The 15,215-nt window shown below is 72.2% G+C and carries 13 protein-coding genes and 1 pseudogene; 9 read left to right on the top strand and 5 right to left on the bottom strand.

Features of this window, described 5'->3' with window-relative positions; genetic code table 11:
* A pseudogene (locus tag GT354_RS07310) lies at positions 1-320 on the bottom strand (hypothetical protein); the annotation flags it as partial.
* 296 nt (positions 321-616) lie between these two features.
* Between GT354_RS07310 and purN the strand changes: the two are divergent.
* Entirely contained in the window at positions 617-1,261 is a 645-nt protein-coding gene (gene purN / locus GT354_RS07305; RefSeq protein ID WP_161355435.1) for a phosphoribosylglycinamide formyltransferase, read from the top strand.
* A complete protein-coding gene (gene purH / locus GT354_RS07300) occupies positions 1,258-2,859 on the top strand; it encodes a bifunctional phosphoribosylaminoimidazolecarboxamide formyltransferase/IMP cyclohydrolase (protein ID WP_161355434.1) in 1,602 nt (533 codons plus the stop codon). Before purN ends, purH begins: the two co-directional genes overlap by 4 nt.
* A gap of 68 nt (positions 2,860-2,927) precedes the next feature.
* On the opposite strand, the gene GT354_RS07295 is transcribed toward purH, so the two are convergent.
* Positions 2,928-3,170 carry a hypothetical protein gene (locus GT354_RS07295; protein ID WP_161355433.1) on the bottom strand — a complete coding sequence of 81 codons (243 nt, stop codon included), beginning with the start codon at positions 3,168-3,170 and terminating at the stop codon, positions 2,928-2,930.
* 69 nt (positions 3,171-3,239) lie between these two features.
* Here GT354_RS07295 and GT354_RS07290 point away from each other — a divergent pair, with 69 nt between their 5' ends.
* The 3 genes from GT354_RS07290 (at position 3,240) to GT354_RS53595 (ending at position 6,830) form a co-directional block, all read left to right on the top strand.
* Positions 3,240-5,444 (top strand): FUSC family protein, encoded by a 2,205-nt coding sequence (locus GT354_RS07290; protein WP_161355432.1) that lies wholly within the window; start codon positions 3,240-3,242, stop codon positions 5,442-5,444.
* Positions 5,441-6,298 carry a bifunctional methylenetetrahydrofolate dehydrogenase/methenyltetrahydrofolate cyclohydrolase gene (locus GT354_RS07285; RefSeq protein WP_161355431.1) on the top strand — a complete coding sequence of 286 codons (858 nt, stop codon included), beginning with the start codon at positions 5,441-5,443 and terminating at the stop codon, positions 6,296-6,298. Before GT354_RS07290 ends, GT354_RS07285 begins: the two co-directional genes overlap by 4 nt.
* Before the next feature lie 154 nt (positions 6,299-6,452).
* Complete coding sequence (locus tag GT354_RS53595) at positions 6,453-6,830, top strand: DUF3017 domain-containing protein (protein WP_161355430.1); 378 nt, start codon at positions 6,453-6,455, stop codon at positions 6,828-6,830.
* Between the two features lie 48 nt (positions 6,831-6,878).
* Here the strand turns inward: GT354_RS53595 and GT354_RS07275 are convergent, their stop codons facing one another.
* Positions 6,879-8,264, bottom strand: a complete 1,386-nt coding sequence (locus GT354_RS07275) for a glutamine synthetase family protein (RefSeq protein ID WP_161355429.1) — start codon at positions 8,262-8,264, stop codon at positions 6,879-6,881.
* Between the two features lie 217 nt (positions 8,265-8,481).
* Between GT354_RS07275 and GT354_RS07270 the strand changes: the two genes are divergently transcribed.
* A complete protein-coding gene (locus GT354_RS07270) occupies positions 8,482-9,471 on the top strand; it encodes a malate dehydrogenase (RefSeq protein WP_161355428.1) in 990 nt (329 codons plus the stop codon).
* A gap of 339 nt (positions 9,472-9,810) precedes the next feature.
* Here GT354_RS07270 and rocD read toward each other — a convergent pair whose 3' ends face one another.
* Together rocD and GT354_RS07260 are read right to left on the bottom strand one after the other, a co-directional pair.
* On the bottom strand, positions 9,811-11,079 hold the full coding sequence (rocD, locus tag GT354_RS07265; protein ID WP_237534464.1) for an ornithine--oxo-acid transaminase: 1,269 nt from the start codon (positions 11,077-11,079) through the stop codon (positions 9,811-9,813).
* Between the two features lie 164 nt (positions 11,080-11,243).
* Positions 11,244-11,948 (bottom strand): hypothetical protein, encoded by a 705-nt coding sequence (locus tag GT354_RS07260; RefSeq protein WP_161355427.1) that lies wholly within the window; start codon positions 11,946-11,948, stop codon positions 11,244-11,246.
* A gap of 650 nt (positions 11,949-12,598) precedes the next feature.
* Here GT354_RS07260 and trpS point away from each other — a divergent pair.
* From trpS to GT354_RS07245, 3 genes are all read left to right on the top strand, one after another.
* Positions 12,599-13,627 (top strand): tryptophan--tRNA ligase, encoded by a 1,029-nt coding sequence (trpS, locus tag GT354_RS07255; RefSeq protein WP_161355426.1) that lies wholly within the window; start codon positions 12,599-12,601, stop codon positions 13,625-13,627.
* A 10-nt stretch (positions 13,628-13,637) separates the two neighbouring features.
* Positions 13,638-14,180, top strand: a complete 543-nt coding sequence (locus tag GT354_RS07250) for a 2'-5' RNA ligase family protein (RefSeq protein WP_161355425.1) — start codon at positions 13,638-13,640, stop codon at positions 14,178-14,180.
* An 87-nt stretch (positions 14,181-14,267) separates the two neighbouring features.
* A partial coding sequence (locus GT354_RS07245) for a YihY/virulence factor BrkB family protein (RefSeq protein ID WP_161355424.1) occupies positions 14,268-15,215 on the top strand: 948 nt, incomplete at its 3' end.

Here is a 15,215-nt window from a genome sequence, read left to right as displayed (position 1 = left end):
CCCAGGACCACACCGAGCACCAGGCCCAGATCGCCGGGGAAGAACAGCGCGAAGAACACCGCCCACACCCCGGACCACAGGGCCAGTCGGCTGTTGCGCACCCGGATGTCCTTGGGGTCCGCGGGCTCGCGGGGCTCCCGCGGCTCGCGGGGTTCCCGCGGCCGACGGTCCTGGCCCTCGTGCCCCGGGCCGCCCCCGTTGCCGCCGTCCCCTCGCCCGTTGCCGGGCACGTTCCACGGGGCGGCCGGCGGGCGATCGGGCGTACCCTCCGGCGGCGGGGCGTAGGGATCCCGCTCGTCGGTCTCGTTGCCGGTACTCATCCTCTGCCTGCCCTCGTCGTGCCGGATCGCGGGATTCCCTTCCCAGGATCGTACGTGTGCGGGGTGCACCGTAGCCGGGCGGCGGCACCCCAGGGCGCACCCCTCGGGAACATCGTGCCCCGCCGGTTCGGTTCTGCTCGTGCCCTGACGCTATCGTTGCCGACGTACGGGCGCCGACCCGTGTTCCCACCTCCTGCCGGAGATCGGGCGCCGAACCCGTACACCTCCCCGCGAGACGCCCCGATTCCACCCCGGTGGCCCTCCCGCCCTTCCTCTCCGGAAAGAGCCTGAAAGCAGTGGCCGTTCACGCCCCGCGCACCCCCGGGCCGGCCCGGCTCGTCGTACTCGTCTCCGGCTCCGGCACCAACCTGCAAGCCCTGCTCGACGCGTGCGCGGATCCCGCGTACGGCGCAAGCGTGGTGGCCGTGGGCGCCGACCGCGATCACATCGCGGGGCTCACTCGGGCTCGGGACGCCGGCGTGTCCACCTTCGTCGAGCGGATCCCCGATCACCTCGACCGGGCCGCGTGGGACGGCGCGCTCGCCGACGCGGTCGCCGCCCACGAACCCGACCTGGTGGTCTCGGCCGGATTCATGAAGATTCTGGGCCCGCGCTTTCTGGCCCGCTTCGAAGGACGCACCGTCAACACCCATCCCGCACTGCTGCCCTCGTTTCCGGGCGCCCACGGTGTGCGCGACGCGCTCGCCTACGGAGCCAAGGTGACCGGCTGCACCGTCCACTTCGTGGACGCCGGCGTGGACACCGGGCCGATCATCGCGCAAGGCACCGTCGCGGTCGAGGACGGCGACCACGCCGACGGCGGCGACGCGTTGCACGAGCGCATCAAGACTGTCGAGCGCACCCTGCTCGTCGAGGTCGTGGGCCGGCTGGCCCGCGAGGGCTACCGCATCGAAGGAAGAAAGGTCCGGATCCCCGCATGACTTCCGCCGCCCCCACCCCCACCACCCGGGACGACGCCGGCAGGCGCCCGATCCGTCGCGCGCTGATCAGCGTGTACGACAAGACCGGCCTGGAAGACCTGGCCCAGGGACTGCACGCAGCCGGGGTCGAACTGGTCTCCACCGGCTCCACCGCCGGGCGGATCGCCGCCGCCGGCGTCCCCGTCACCAAGGTCGAGGAACTGACCGGGTTCCCCGAGTGCCTCGACGGCCGGGTCAAGACCCTGCACCCGCGCGTGCACGCCGGCATCCTCGCCGACCTGCGCCTGGAGTCGCACCGCGCGCAACTCGAAGAACTCGACGTGCGGCCGTTCGACCTCGTCGTGGTCAACCTGTACCCCTTCACGCAGACCGTGGAGTCGGGCGCGACCGCCGACGAGTGCGTCGAGCAGATCGACATCGGCGGACCGTCGATGGTCCGCGCCGCGGCCAAGAACCACCCGTCGGTGGCGGTGGTGACCAGCCCCGAGCGCTACTCCGACGTGCTCGCCGCGATCGAGACCGGCGGCTTCGACCTCGCGCAGCGCAAGCGGCTCGCGGGCGAGGCGTTCGGGCACACCGCCGCGTACGACGTGGCCGTCGCGTCCTGGTTCTCGGACACCTACGCGCCCGCCGACGACGAGGGCTTCCCGGCCTTCCTCGGCTCGGTCCGCCGGCGCGAGAACGTGCTGCGCTACGGCGAGAACCCGCACCAGGCGGCGGCTCTGTACGTGAATGTCGCCGGCGTGGACGGCACCGGCGGCCTCGCGGGCGCCGAGCAGCTCCACGGCAAGGAGATGTCGTACAACAACTACGTGGACACCGACGCGGCCCGCCGCGCCGCGTACGACCACGAGCAGCCGTGCGTGGCGATCATCAAGCACGCCAACCCGTGCGGCATCGCGATCGGCGACGACGTCGCCGACGCGCACCGCAAGGCGCACGCGAGCGACCCGGTGTCCGCCTACGGCGGCGTGATCGCGGTCAACCGCCCGGTCACCGTGGAACTGGCCGAGCAGATCGCGAAGATCTTCACCGAGGTCGTCGTCGCGCCGGCCTACGAGGACGGCGCCGCCGAGGCGCTCACCCGCAAGAAGAGCATCCGCGTGCTGCGCGCCCCCGAGGCGCCGAGCGCGCCGGTGGAGTCCCGGCAGATCGACGGCGGCCTGCTGCTCCAGCACACCGACCGCTTCCAGGCCACGGGCGACGACGCGGCGGCGTGGACGCTCGCCACCGGCGAGCCGGCCGACCTCGAGACCCTGCGCGACCTGGTGTTCGCTTGGCGTTCGGTGCGCGCGGTCAAGTCCAACGCGATCCTGCTCGCGAGCGGCGGCGCGACCGTCGGGGTGGGCATGGGCCAGGTCAACCGGGTCGACTCGGCGCGCCTGGCGGTGCAGCGCGCGGGTGAGCGGGCAGCCGGTTCGGTGGCCGCCTCCGACGCGTTCTTCCCCTTCGCCGACGGCCTGGAGGTGCTGCTCGCGGGCGGCGTCAAGGCGGTCGTCCAGCCCGGCGGGTCGATCCGCGACGAAGAGGTGATCGCGGCGGCCCGCGCGGCCGGCGTGACGATGTACCTGACCGGGACTCGGCACTTCTTCCACTGATCGCCCCGCGCACGGCCCGAGGGCGCGACCCCGACCCGGGGTCGCGCCTTCGGCGTTCGCACGGGACGTCAGTACTTCGAGACGACGATCGAGCCGCAGATCCCGTCGGAGAACGTCTTGTTCTCCGCGTTCCACGGCGGCCGCAAAAACCCGAACGAGAGCACGTCCACCACCTGCGTCGGCGAGCGCGGCGCCGTGGCGGCGACTTCCGGGCGCCTCGACGCGTCGCCCTCGAAACCGGAGCGAGACGTCTTGCCACCGCCCGGAAGCCCAAGGAAGGCGGCACCGTACAAGACGGCGGGAACACGCATCGGCCAAAGTGACCACGGTCACCTTCGGAGACTTGGCATTCGTTGCGAAACGTGCGTTGCATAGGGGGCATGCAGGCTGAGCCGACCTCCCAGGGGGCGACACCGGGACCCCGGCCCAAGCGCGCGCCGCTCGCGTTGCCGCCCGGGCCGTCGGCCGACCCGGCCGGGCCGCCGACGCTGCCGCCCTTTCCCGCCGTGCATCCCCCCGAGTTGGAACCCGACAACGCGATCAAGCCGATCGTGAAGCTCTCCGGCACCTTCACGTGGGCCGCCGGCGCCCGGGCCGCGCTCGGGATGGGCCTTCCGTTCGCGATCGTCACGGCCGTCCTGGGAATCGGCGACGCGACCTTCGCCGCACTCGGCGGCTACACCGTCCTGTACGCGGCCAAGGAGCCCTACGCGCGCCGCGCGATCACCCTCGCGCTGGTCGGCCTCGGCTTGGCCGCGGCGCTGGGCTGCGGCTCGCTCGCGGCCGGCTCGCCCCTGTTGTACGTCCCCCTCATCGCGCTCGTCGCCACCGTCGCGACGTTCTTGTGCGGCGCGCTCCAAGTGGGCAGACCCGGCGGCTACATGTTCACCCTGGTGTGCGCGATGGGCGCGTTCCTGCCGCACCAACCCGACCTGGTCCCGCAACGGATCGCCCTCGTGCTCGCGGGCGCCGCCGGTGCGTGGTTCGTGTCGATGTCGGGCTGGCTCGTGCGTCCGCGCCACCCCGAACACATGGCGCTCGCCGCGTGCTTCGAGGCGCTCGCCGACTTCTTCGCCGCGATCGGCCACGACGACCCCGCCGACATCGCGCGCCATCGCGCGTCCGAGGCCGTACACACCGCGTGGGTGACCGTGCTGCGCGCCGACACCAAGCGCAACCGCCGCACCGGCGAGGCGCGTCGCCTGCGGGTGTTGTGCCGGCGCGCGCTCGACCTGTTCCAGGCCGCGCAGATGCTCGCCGTGGAGCGTTCGCGGCCGATCCCTCCCGCGATCTCCGACACCGTGCGCGCGCTCGCCGGCGCGGTCGGCAAACCGAGACTCGTTCCCGTCATGCCCGCCGTCCTCGCCGACACCGAGACCGCCGCCGAACGCGCCCTGCGCACCGCCCTGCGGGCCGCCGCGAACGCCGCGGGGCAGCCCGCCGTCGCCGAGGGAGAGATCATCCCGGGCCGGCGCCCGACCGCGCGGGAGCGCCTGCGCGCCGCGTTCGACCGGGCCTCGCTCGTGCCGCCGACCGCGTTGCGCACCGGTCTGGGCGTCGGTTTCGCGACGCTCGCGGCCGCGCTGCTGCCGATCGTGCACCCCGTGTGGGTCGCCATCGCGGCCGCCGCCGCGTTGCAGGGCGGCAATGTCGTGCTCGACTTCGGTCGGGTCACGCAACGCGCGATCGGCACGCTTTTGGGCGTCGCGGTGATCGCGCTGTTCTTCCACGACCTCAAGCCGGGACCGTGGATCGTGGTGTGCTCGGTGGCGCTGCTGTTCGGCGCGACGCAGACGGTGATCTCGCGCAACCTCGCGGTCGGCGCGGCCTGCGTCACCCCGGTCGGCCTCTTCCTCGCGTCCGCCGGTCGACCCGACGCGCACGTGGGCGACCTCGCCTCGACGCGGCTGATCGACACCATCCTGGGCCTGACCGTCGGCCTGGTCGCGAGTCTGATCCTGTGGCCGCGCGCGTCCGCGACCCGGCTGCCGCGCCAACTCGGCCGGGCCGTTCGGGCCGAGGCGATACTGCTGCGGGTGATGGTCGGCGGGCAGACCGTCGACAATCCCGCGTGGGGCAGTACGCGGCGCGCGGCTCGCCGCGAACTGCTCGACCTGTGGAGCGTGTACGAAGGCGCACTGGGCGAGTTCACCGGTCGCCGGCACGACGCGGAACGGCTGTGGCCCGCGATCGTGGTGACCCAGCGGCTCGGCTATCGGGTGATGACCGCGCCCGAGCACTACCGCGCCAAGCCACCCGAACCGATCCCCGAGGAGGATCGCGAACTGCTCGACGCGTACCTGGGCGAACTCGCCTCCGCCGCCGAGGAACGCCGCACCCCGATGTTGCCCGAACTGCCCGACCTGTGGGGCCATCCGGTCCTGCGCCAGCACCTCAAGCGGCTCGGTCAGGCGATCACGAGCGCGGCCGAGCCGGTGCCCGCGTGGCACCTGCCGGAATTCGTCCAACAGCGCCTCCCCGCCCCACCCGCGTGGTTCCTGTACGGTGCCCGCCGCGCGCCCGCCGGGGATACGGGACAATCGCAGCGACCGGCCCCAAACCGTGGACCAGGAGACAGAACGTGAAGGCGCAGATCCTCGACGGCAAGGCCACCGCCTCCGCCATCAAAGCCGAACTGGCCGTACGGGCCGAGGCCCTCAAGGCCCGGGGCATCACGCCGGGTCTGGGCACCGTGCTCGTGGGCGACGACCCCGGCAGCCACTCCTACGTGCGCGGCAAGCACCGCGACTGCGCGCAGGTGGGCATCGCGAGCATCCAGCGCAACCTGCCCGCCGACGCGACGCAGGAGCAGGTCGAGGACGTCGTGCGCGAACTCAACGCCGACCCGGCCTGTACCGGCTACATCGTGCAACTCCCGCTGCCCCGCCACCTCGACGCCAACCGCGTTCTGGAACTGATGGACCCGGACAAGGACGCCGACGGCCTGCACCCGATGAACCTCGGCCGGCTCGTGCTCGGCCAGGACGCCCCGCTGCCGTGCACGCCGCGCGGCATCGTCGAACTCCTGCGCCGGCACGACATCGACATCAACGGCGCCGAGGTGTGCGTGATCGGCCGCGGCGTCACCGTCGGCCGCCCGATCGGCCTGCTGCTGACCCGCCGCACCGAGAACGCCACCGTCACGCTGTGCCACACCGGCACCAAGGAACTGCCGTTCCACGTCCTCCAGGCCGACATCGTCATCGCCGCGGCCGGCGTCCCGGGTCTGATCAGCGCGGACATGGTCAAGCCGGGCGCCGTCCTGCTCGACGTGGGCATCACCCGCACCGAGCAGGGCCTCGTCGGCGACGTACACCCCGAGGCGTACGAAAAGGCCGCGTGGGTCGCCCCGATGCCCGGCGGCGTGGGCCCGATGACCCGCGCGATGCTCCTCAGCAACGTCGTCGAGGCCGCCGAGCGGTCGGTCACGAGTCTGTGAACCGACCGCGATGAACTCGCGGTCGTGGGCCGTGGACCCGGGGCTTGAAGCCGAGGCCCGAGGCATGAGGCCCGGGGTCCGGGGCCGGGAGCCGCGGCCCACGACGTCGAGATCGTCGCGGCTTCCCATCCCGACGAGTGAGAGGTGAGAGCTGGTGGCGACGACTCGGGGGCGGCGCAAGGACGGCAGGAAGAAGCCGCCGGGGACCTATCCACCCGAGGGCGGCGGCTCGCCGCAGGGGCCCGGCGGCCTGCGGGAGTGGCCCGCGGTGGTGGTCTTCGGGTGTCTCGCCGCGGCGCTGCTGACCGCCGCGCTGGACGGTTTTCGGATCGCGACGGTCCTGATCGCGGCCACCTTCGTGGTGGCCGCCGCGTTGCGACTGTGCCTGCACGACGTCGGTGTGCTGGCAGTGCGCAGCCGGTTCACCGACATCGCCGTGATGCTGATGTTCGGGGCGGCCGTACTACTGCTCGGCCTGAGCATTCCGGAACCGGTGTTCGATCTGCCTTGGGTGCCCAAGCGCACCGGCTAGCGCCGGCCTTCGGTTCGGCGGGAGCCCGGTCCGGGCTCTCGCCGGACCTCAGTACAACCGCCGTGCCCGCGCCGCGATCTCGCCCGGGGTCAGGCCCTTCGCGAGCTCGATCTCCGCGCGCCGCACCGCCGTGACCGCGTCGAACAGGACCTCGCCGAGGGCCTCGCGCAGCACCGCGCTCGCCTCCAGGGCCTCCAGCGCCGCGGCCGGCGAATCCGGCAGCCGGCGTACCGCCTCGACCGAGGCCGCCGGATCGCCCGGCACCTCCGGCGGCAACCGCAGCCCTTCCTCGGTGCCGGCGAGCCCGGCCGCGATCACCGAGCCCGTGACCAGATACGGGTTGGCCGTCGCGTCGAAGCACTTGACCTCCGCGTTGGCCGTGTGCTGCCGTTCGCCCGCCATGCCGGTGACCAGGCGCAACGCCGCCTCACGGTTCTCCAGGCCCCAGCACTGGTGGACCCCGGCCCACTGGGACGGCACCAGGCGCAGGTGGCTCGCCGCGCCCGGCGCGCCGATCGCGAGCAACGCGGGCAACTCGCGCAGCACCCCGGCGAGGAACGCCTCGCCCTCGCGGGTCAGTCCGTGCGGTCCCTCGCCGCCGTGACACAGGTTGATCCCGTCGCGCCACGGCGAGAAGTGCAGATGCGCGCCGTTGCCCACCTCGCCGGGGACCACGCACGGCGCGAACGTCACGCTGTGCCCGTGCCGGGCCGCGACCGCGCGGATCGTCTCGCGCACGAGCACCGTCGTGTCGGCCGCGCCCACCGGGTCCTCACAGGCCACCGACACCTCCAACTGGCCCGCCGCGTACTCCGGATGCACCTGTTGCACGCTCACGCCCTGCGCGGCCAGCGCCAGGACCAACTCGCGCAGCTGATCGGACACCCGGATCAGCCGGGTCATCCCGTACGCGGCCTTGTCGAACGCCGGCACGAAGCGGCCGGCCGGGTCCTCGACACCGGTCGTCCACTCGACCTCGAAGCCCATCCGCAGGGTGAGCCCGCGTTGCCCGGCGCGCGCGGTCATCCGCCGCGCGAACGTGCGTTGGCAACCGTCGTACGGCACGCCGTCCTGCGTGTAGCGATCACCCGGCGCCCAGGCCCAGCCCGGTTGCGCCGCGAGCGGGCGCAGCGCCGTCAGGTCGGGGATCAGTCGCAGGTCCCCGGCCGGACCGCCGACCAGTCGGCCCGCGGTGATCGAGTCGTCGGCGAGGAACACGTCGAACACCGGCGAGAAGCCCACGCCGTGCGTGGCGACCGCGTCCAGGCGGTCGCGCGGTACGGCCTTGACCCGGGTCACGCCCGCGTTGTCGACCCAACCGATCACGACGGCGTCGATCCGGGTGGACTCCGTCCCGATCGCGGCCCCGGTGGGGCGTTCGGCGCTCGCCGCGTCGGGCGCGACCGGCGTGGCGAGGTCTGACGGCAGGGGCATGAAGTCACCCTTCGGAGGCGAACGGACGCGTGACGTCACGAACGTACCGTCCGGTTGCGTCCGGGCGGAAACCGTCGGGGGGCGAACCTCACACCGGTGGTTGGCCGAGAGTGACCGGGGGCGGGGGTAATGTGGCCGCGAAAAGTATCTCGATGCCGAGCTACCGGCGAACGCCATCGGCGTCGGATCCCGCCGTAGCAGAGGAGACCTGCGCGCAATGTCCCGTACCCCCGTCAACGTCACCGTCACGGGCGCGGCCGGTCAGATCGGCTACGCGCTGCTGTTCCGCATCGCCTCCGGTCACCTGCTCGGCCCCGACACCCCCGTCCGGCTGCGCCTCCTGGAGATCCCGCAGGCCGTCAAGGCCGCCGAGGGCACCGCGATGGAGCTCGACGACTGCGCGTTCCCGCTGCTCGACGGGATCGACATCTTCGACAACCCGACCGACGGCTTCGCGGGCGCCAACGTGGCCCTGCTCGTCGGCGCGCGTCCGCGTACCAAGGGCATGGAGCGCGGCGACCTGCTCGCGGCCAACGGCGGCATCTTCAAGCCCCAGGGCGAGGCGATCAACGCCGGCGCCGCGAGCGACATCAAGGTGCTCGTGGTCGGCAACCCGGCCAACACCAACGCGCTGATCGCGCAGCAGCACGCGCCGGACGTCCCGGCCGAGCGCTTCACCGCGATGACCCGCCTGGACCACAACCGCGCGCTGACCCAGCTCGCGAAGAAGGCCGGCGTGTCGGTCACCGACATCGCGAAGCTGACCATCTGGGGCAACCACTCGGCCACCCAGTACCCGGACGTCTTCAACGCGACGATCGCCGGCAAGAACGCGGCCGAGGTCGTGAACGACCAGGCGTGGTTGGCCGACACGTTCATCCCGACCGTCGCCAAGCGCGGTGCGGCGATCATCGAGGCGCGCGGCGCGTCCTCGGCGGCGTCCGCGGCCAACGCGGCCATCGACCACGTGCACACGTGGGTCAACGGCACGGCCGACGGCGACTGGGCCTCGATGGGTGTCGTCTCCGACGGCTCCTACGGTGTGCCCGAGGGCCTCATCTCGTCCTTCCCGGTCGTCTGCAAGGACGGTGCGTGGGAGATCGTCCAGGGCTTGGACGTCAACGAGTTCTCGCGCGGGCGCATCGACGCGTCGGTTCAGGAGCTCTCCGAGGAGCGCGACGCGGTCCGCGAGCTCGGCCTGATCTGAGTCGACGCGCCGGCTCGGGCAGATCCGAGTCGACGTGCGAGCCCGGTTCGACCGAGTCGACACGAGCAACGGTCGGCCGGAAGTGACCAGGGGCGGGCCCGCGGGCCCGCCCCTGTTGTGTGCCAGGATCCGGCTCGGCACGATCGCGCCCCGGATCGGTTCGCCCGGGCCGTCCGGTCGTACCCCCACCGGCCGGGATCACGGGCCGGTACGCCCGGGTTGCCCCGAACACGACCGCACGATGCAGCGGTCGGCGACCGCGTGCGACGGCGACGGTGGGCGCGTCGCGCGTGCTCGCGAACGCGCGGTTCGCCGCCCGCGGCTTCGACGTCGCGGCGGTCAGGCCAGTACGGCGCGCAGTTGGTCGAGGGACCACTCCAGGTCGTCCTTGGAGATGACCAGCGGCGGGGCGATCCGGATGGTCTGCCCGTGAGTGTCCTTGACCAGGACGCCGCGGTGCAGCAGGGCCTGGGAGACGTCGCGGGCGGTGCCGTGCGCGGGGTCGATGTCCACACCCGCCCACAAACCCCGGCCGCGGACGGCGGTGACGGACTGGCCGACCAGGCTCGTGAGTTCGCGGTGCAGGTGGTCGCCGAGGTCCGCGGAGCGCTGTTGGAACTCGCCCGAGCGCAGGATCTCCAAGACCTCCAGGGCCACCGCGCAGGCAAGCGGGTTGCCCCCGAAGGTCGAACCGTGCTCGCCGGGGGCGAACACCCCCAGGACGGCGCGCGAGGACACCACGGCGGAGATCGGTACGATGCCGCCGCCCAGTGCCTTGCCCAGGACGTACATGTCGGGGACGACGCCCTCGTGCTCGCACGCGAACGTGCGGCCGGTGCGGCCCAGGCCGGACTGGATCTCGTCGGCGACGAAGAGTACGTCGCGCTCGCGGGTGATCCGGCGGACCTCGGGCAGGTAGCCCGGCGGCGGGACGAGCACGCCCGCCTCGCCCTGGATCGGTTCGAGCAGCACCGCCACGGTGTCGTCGGTGATCGCGGCGCGCAGGGCCTCGGCGTCGCCGTAGGGCACGATGTCGAAGCCGGGCGTGTAGGGGCCGTAGTGCCGGCGGGCCTCCTCGTCGGTGGAGAAGCTCACGATCGTGGTGGTGCGGCCGTGGAAGTTGCCCGCGGCGACCACGATCCTGGCCTGTCCGTCCGGGACGCCCTTGACCTCGTAGCCCCATTTGCGGGCGGTCTTGACCGCCGTCTCCACGGCCTCCGCGCCGGTGTTCATCACCAGCACCATCTCCATGCCGGCCAACTCGGCGAGTTGCTCGCACAACGGCGCGAAGCGGTCGTTGTGGAACGCGCGGCTGGTGAGGGTCACCAGATCCAGTTGGCGCTTCGCGGCGTCGATCAGGCGGGCGTTGCCGTGTCCGAAGTTGAGGGCGGAGTAGCCGGCGAGCAGGTCGAGATAGCGTCGCCCCTCGACGTCGGTCATCCAGGCCCCATGGGCCTGTGCGACCACGATCGGCAGCGGGTGGTAGTTGTGCGCGCTGTACTCCTCGGCGAGGTCGATCAGGGCCGTGCTCGTGGCCCCGGGGCCGGCCGCGCGGCCGACACCGGTGCGGTGCTCGGGGGAGGGAGCGGGCGAGTGCTGCGTGCTCATGACGTCCTTTCGTTCACGGGGAACGGGAAATTCACGGGGAACGGGGAAAAACGGGCCGGAACCCGAAAGCCGCGCGGGTCACGGTGCCGGCGGGGATCCGCGAAACCGTGCCAAAGCCGCATTCGAGGTGATGTGTGGAGGAGATACCCGGTGCGACGTGATCGTCAACGGGCGGCTCGGAGTTCGAGTACGCAACTGCGCGCGCCCGCCCCGTGGGCCGCGAACTCCGACAGGTCGAGCTCGATCGGCCGAAACCCCCGACCGGACAACAGGGCGGCGAAGCCGGGCGTGCGGTCGCCCATCACCACGTTGCGCCCGTCGCACACGACGTCGAGACCGAATGCGAGCGCGTCGGACTCCTCGACCTCGATCCGCTCCGGGAACACCCGGGTCAGTCGGCGCAGCGCGCCGGGGGTGAACGCGCCGGGGTAGTAGGCCGCGGTGCGCTCCCCGAGCACCGCGAGGGCCGCGCCCAGGTGCGGAAATCGCGGATCGGCGAGTTCGAGCGCGACCACGGGCAGGCCGAGGAACGCCTGTGCCTCCACATGGGCCGCGGTCTCGGTCAGCGGACCCATCGCCGCGAGCAGTCGTGGCCCCGCCGGCAACAGGTCCCGCTCGCCCTCGTGCGCGAACACCGGCTCCAGGCGCGCGCCGAAGCCGCGCTCGGCGAACCAGGCCAGGACGGCCGACGTCTGCCCCTGCCCCCAGGGCTCCGCCGACCGATACCGCGCGCCCAGGACCCGGCCGCCCACCACCGTCGCCGACCTGGCCGCGAAGACCATGTCGGGCAGGCCGGGGCGCCCCGGCATCAGGCTCACTCGGTGGCCGAGCGCGATCAGCGTCGCGCGCAGCAGCTCCCACTGGCCCATCGCGCGGCCACCGCACGAACACATGGACGGGCACCCGGCCGGGCGGCGGCCGTCGGGTGAGGTGCGGTCGTGGCCGAGAGCACCGTACGAACCCCGCGGATCACCTGGTGAACTCCCGAGATCACCGTGCGAACTCCCCGGGTCACCGTGCGAAAACCCCGGATCACCGTGCCGGAACACCGGGGGGCACATCGCGTAGTGCCGCGGTTCGGCCGCGCGCGGCGCGACGAAGCCGCGTCGGCGCTGCCGGGGGACCCGCCCGCGTTCCGGCCCGGGAGATATCCGCTCCGACCGCGGGTCGAGGCGGCCCGGTCGACCGCAGCACGACGTGAGGCGCACGCGATAACCCCTTCTCGCGGACGGCGACGGACCGACGCGGGTGGGCGAGGCAGCCGCCGACCCGGGTCGGCCGTACCGTGCAGTGAAGGCCGAGCCGATCGTCACCCTCGATGTGCGGACGACGACCCTCCGCATCGGCCTGGGCCAGCCTAGGTCGCGTTTCGGGAGTGCGTAAAGCCGTGTGCGTTGTCCCCTGCCGCACGATCGTTGCGTATGTGTCCGGGCGCTCACCCGCTTTGTTGCGCGCCCGGCGCGGGGGTCGTGCGACTCCCCTGAGCGGAGCTGCTCCGCGCGCCTGAGAGAATGGCGGCATGGCAACGACGCGTCCCCGTGTTCTGTCCGGAATCCAGCCGACGGCGGATTCGTTCCACCTGGGCAACTACCTGGGTGCGATCCGTCAGTGGGTGCCCCTCCAGGACACGCACGACGCGTTCTACTGCGTCGTCGACCTGCACGCGATCACCATCGCGCAGGACCCGAAGGAGCTGCGCGAGCGCACCCGGGTGTCGGCCGCGCAGCTGCTCGCGGCCGGCCTCGACACCGACCGGTGCACCCTGTTCGTGCAGAGCCACGTACCCGAGCACGCGCAGCTCGCGTGGATCATGAACTGCGTGACCGGCTTCGGCGAGGCCGCTCGGATGACCCAGTTCAAGGACAAGTCGGCGAAGCAGGGCACCGACCGCACCACGGTCGGCCTGTTCACCTACCCGGTCCTGCAGGTCGCCGACATCCTGCTCTACCAGGCGGACGCGGTCCCGGTCGGCGAGGACCAGCGCCAGCACCTGGAACTCACGCGCGACGTCGCGCACCGCTTCAACACGACCTACGGGGACACGTTCACGATCCCCAAGCCGTTCATCGTCAAGGAGACGGCGAAGATCGTCGACCTCCAGGACCCCACGATAAAGATGAGCAAGTCGGCCTCCGCCCCCAAGGGCATCGTCAACCTGCTCGACGACGCCAAGGTCAGCGCGAAGAAGATCCGCAGCGCGGTCACCGACACCGGTACCGAGGTCCGCTTCGACGAGGCCGACAAGCCCGGCGTCTCCAACCTGCTCACGATCCACTCGGCGCTGTCCGGGACGTCGATCGCCGCGTTGGAGGAGCGTTTCGCGGGCAGGGGCTACGGCGACCTGAAGAAGGAGGTGGCGGAGGTGCTCGTCGAGTTCGTGACGCCGTTCCAGGAGCGTGTCCACACGTATCTGGACGACCCGGCGGAACTGGACAGGGTGCTCGCCCGCGGCGCCGAGAAGGCGCGCGCGGTGGCATCCGACACCCTCGCCAGGACCTACGACCGTGTCGGCTTCCTGCCTCCGGTGACCGGCACGTCGGGAGTCTGAGGCGCACCACATGGCGAAACGCACCATCGGCGTATCGATCGCGATCCCCGAGCCCTACGGCAGCGAGCTCCAGGCCCGCCGCGCGGGCTTCGGGGATCCGCTGGCCGACGCCATCCCGACCCACGTGACGCTCCTGCCGCCGACCGAGATCGCCGACGAGGTGATGGCCGAGGTCGAGGAGCACCTGCGTGCGGTCGCCGCCGCCGAGCACCCGTTCGACATACATCTGCGCGGCACCGGGACCTTCCGACCCACGTCGCCGGTGGTGTTCGTACAGGTCGCGCGGGGCATCCCGGAGTGCGAACGGGTCGAGGAGGCGGTGCGGTCGGGGCCGCTCGCGCGCGATCTGCACTTCCCGTACCACCCGCACGTGACGATCGCCCACCATCTGCCGGACGACGTGCTCGACCTCGCGTTCGCCGAACTCGTCGACTACGACGCGGTCTTCCCGATCTGGGGATTCAGCCTGTACGAGCACGGCTCGGACGGAGTATGGCGCCCGCAACGCGACTTCGCGTTCGGCCAGTCGTTGCCGGGGCCGCCGCCGGGGTGACGCGCCCGGACGCGGTGTGCCGCCGGCGGAATGTTCGTCGGGGCACGGGGGCGTGTGGGTAGGTCTTCGGTGGGGCAGCAGTCATCCGTGGCGATCAAGGAGCGACTCGGCAAGATCCCCGTCATCGGCCCCACGTGGCGGGCCTACGCGCGATACGGGGACCGACAGGGCAATCGGCTGTCGGCGGCCGTGACCTTCTACGGATTCCTGTCGCTGTTCCCGTTGATCACCCTCGCGGCGGCGGTCGTCGCCGCCGCGCTGGACGCGTCACAGGTGCGGCGCATGCAGAACAAGATCTCCGAGCAGATCCCCGGGATCGCCGACAAACTCGACCTCGACGCGCTCGTGCGCAACGCGGGCGCGGTCGGGGTGATCGGCGGCGTGCTGCTGCTGATGTCCGGCACGGGTTGGGTCGACGCGACCCGTTCCTCCATCCGGGCGATCTGGGACGTCGAACAGGAGCCCGGCAACGCGGTCTCGCGCAAGGTCGCCGACGTAGGCGTGCTGTGTGGTCTCGGTCTCGCGCTCGCGCTGTCGGTGGGCGCGTCCGCCTTCGCCACCGTCGTGATCCGGCGCGTCTCCGACTCGATCGGGCTCGAAGGCCAGCCGGTGGGCCGTGTGCTGCTCCAGATCGCGGCGTTCGCGGTCGCGGTCGGCGCGAGCCTCGTCCTGTTCCTCTACCTACTCGTGGGCCTGCCCAGGCTGACCATGAGCCGCGCCGTCGCGGTCAAGGGCGCACTGATCGGGGCGGTCGGCTTCGAGGTGCTGAAGCTGTTGGTGTCCGGTTACATCGCGGGGGTCGCCGGCAAGAGCGCGTACGGCGCGTTCGCGGTGCCGGTCGCGTTGCTGTTGTGGATCTACTTCGTGATCCGGCTGCTGCTGTTCTGCGCCGCGTGGACCGCGAACGCGCAGGAGGCGGCCGAGCAGCGGGAGAACGCGGAGGCCGCGGCGGAAAAGGCCGCGGCCGAGCCGCCGTTGGTGCTCCCCGACCGCCGGGCCGGTCCCGGCCGCACCGCGCGGGCGTACGGGCTCGCG

It is taken from the genome of Streptomyces sp. SID3343 (assembly GCF_009865215.1).
GTDB lineage: Bacteria > Actinomycetota > Actinomycetes > Streptomycetales > Streptomycetaceae > Embleya.
This window is presented reverse-complemented; position numbering and strand designations above follow the sequence as displayed.

Excerpts from the sequence above, each read along its gene's own strand:
- trpS (WP_161355426.1), top strand. The coding sequence starts at position 12,599 with ATGGCAACGACGCGTCCCCGTGTTCTGTCCGGAATCCAGCCGACGGCG.
- rocD (WP_237534464.1), bottom strand. The coding sequence starts at position 11,079 with ATGAGCACGCAGCACTCGCCCGCTCCCTCCCCCGAGCACCGCACCGGT.
- GT354_RS07250 (WP_161355425.1), top strand. The coding sequence starts at position 13,638 with ATGGCGAAACGCACCATCGGCGTATCGATCGCGATCCCCGAGCCCTAC.
- GT354_RS07270 (WP_161355428.1), top strand. The coding sequence starts at position 8,482 with ATGTCCCGTACCCCCGTCAACGTCACCGTCACGGGCGCGGCCGGTCAG.
- GT354_RS07295 (WP_161355433.1), bottom strand. The coding sequence starts at position 3,170 with ATGCGTGTTCCCGCCGTCTTGTACGGTGCCGCCTTCCTTGGGCTTCCG.
- GT354_RS07260 (WP_161355427.1), bottom strand. The coding sequence starts at position 11,948 with ATGGGCCAGTGGGAGCTGCTGCGCGCGACGCTGATCGCGCTCGGCCAC.
- purH (WP_161355434.1), top strand. The coding sequence starts at position 1,258 with ATGACTTCCGCCGCCCCCACCCCCACCACCCGGGACGACGCCGGCAGG.
- GT354_RS07290 (WP_161355432.1), top strand. The coding sequence starts at position 3,240 with ATGCAGGCTGAGCCGACCTCCCAGGGGGCGACACCGGGACCCCGGCCC.
- GT354_RS07275 (WP_161355429.1), bottom strand. The coding sequence starts at position 8,264 with ATGCCCCTGCCGTCAGACCTCGCCACGCCGGTCGCGCCCGACGCGGCG.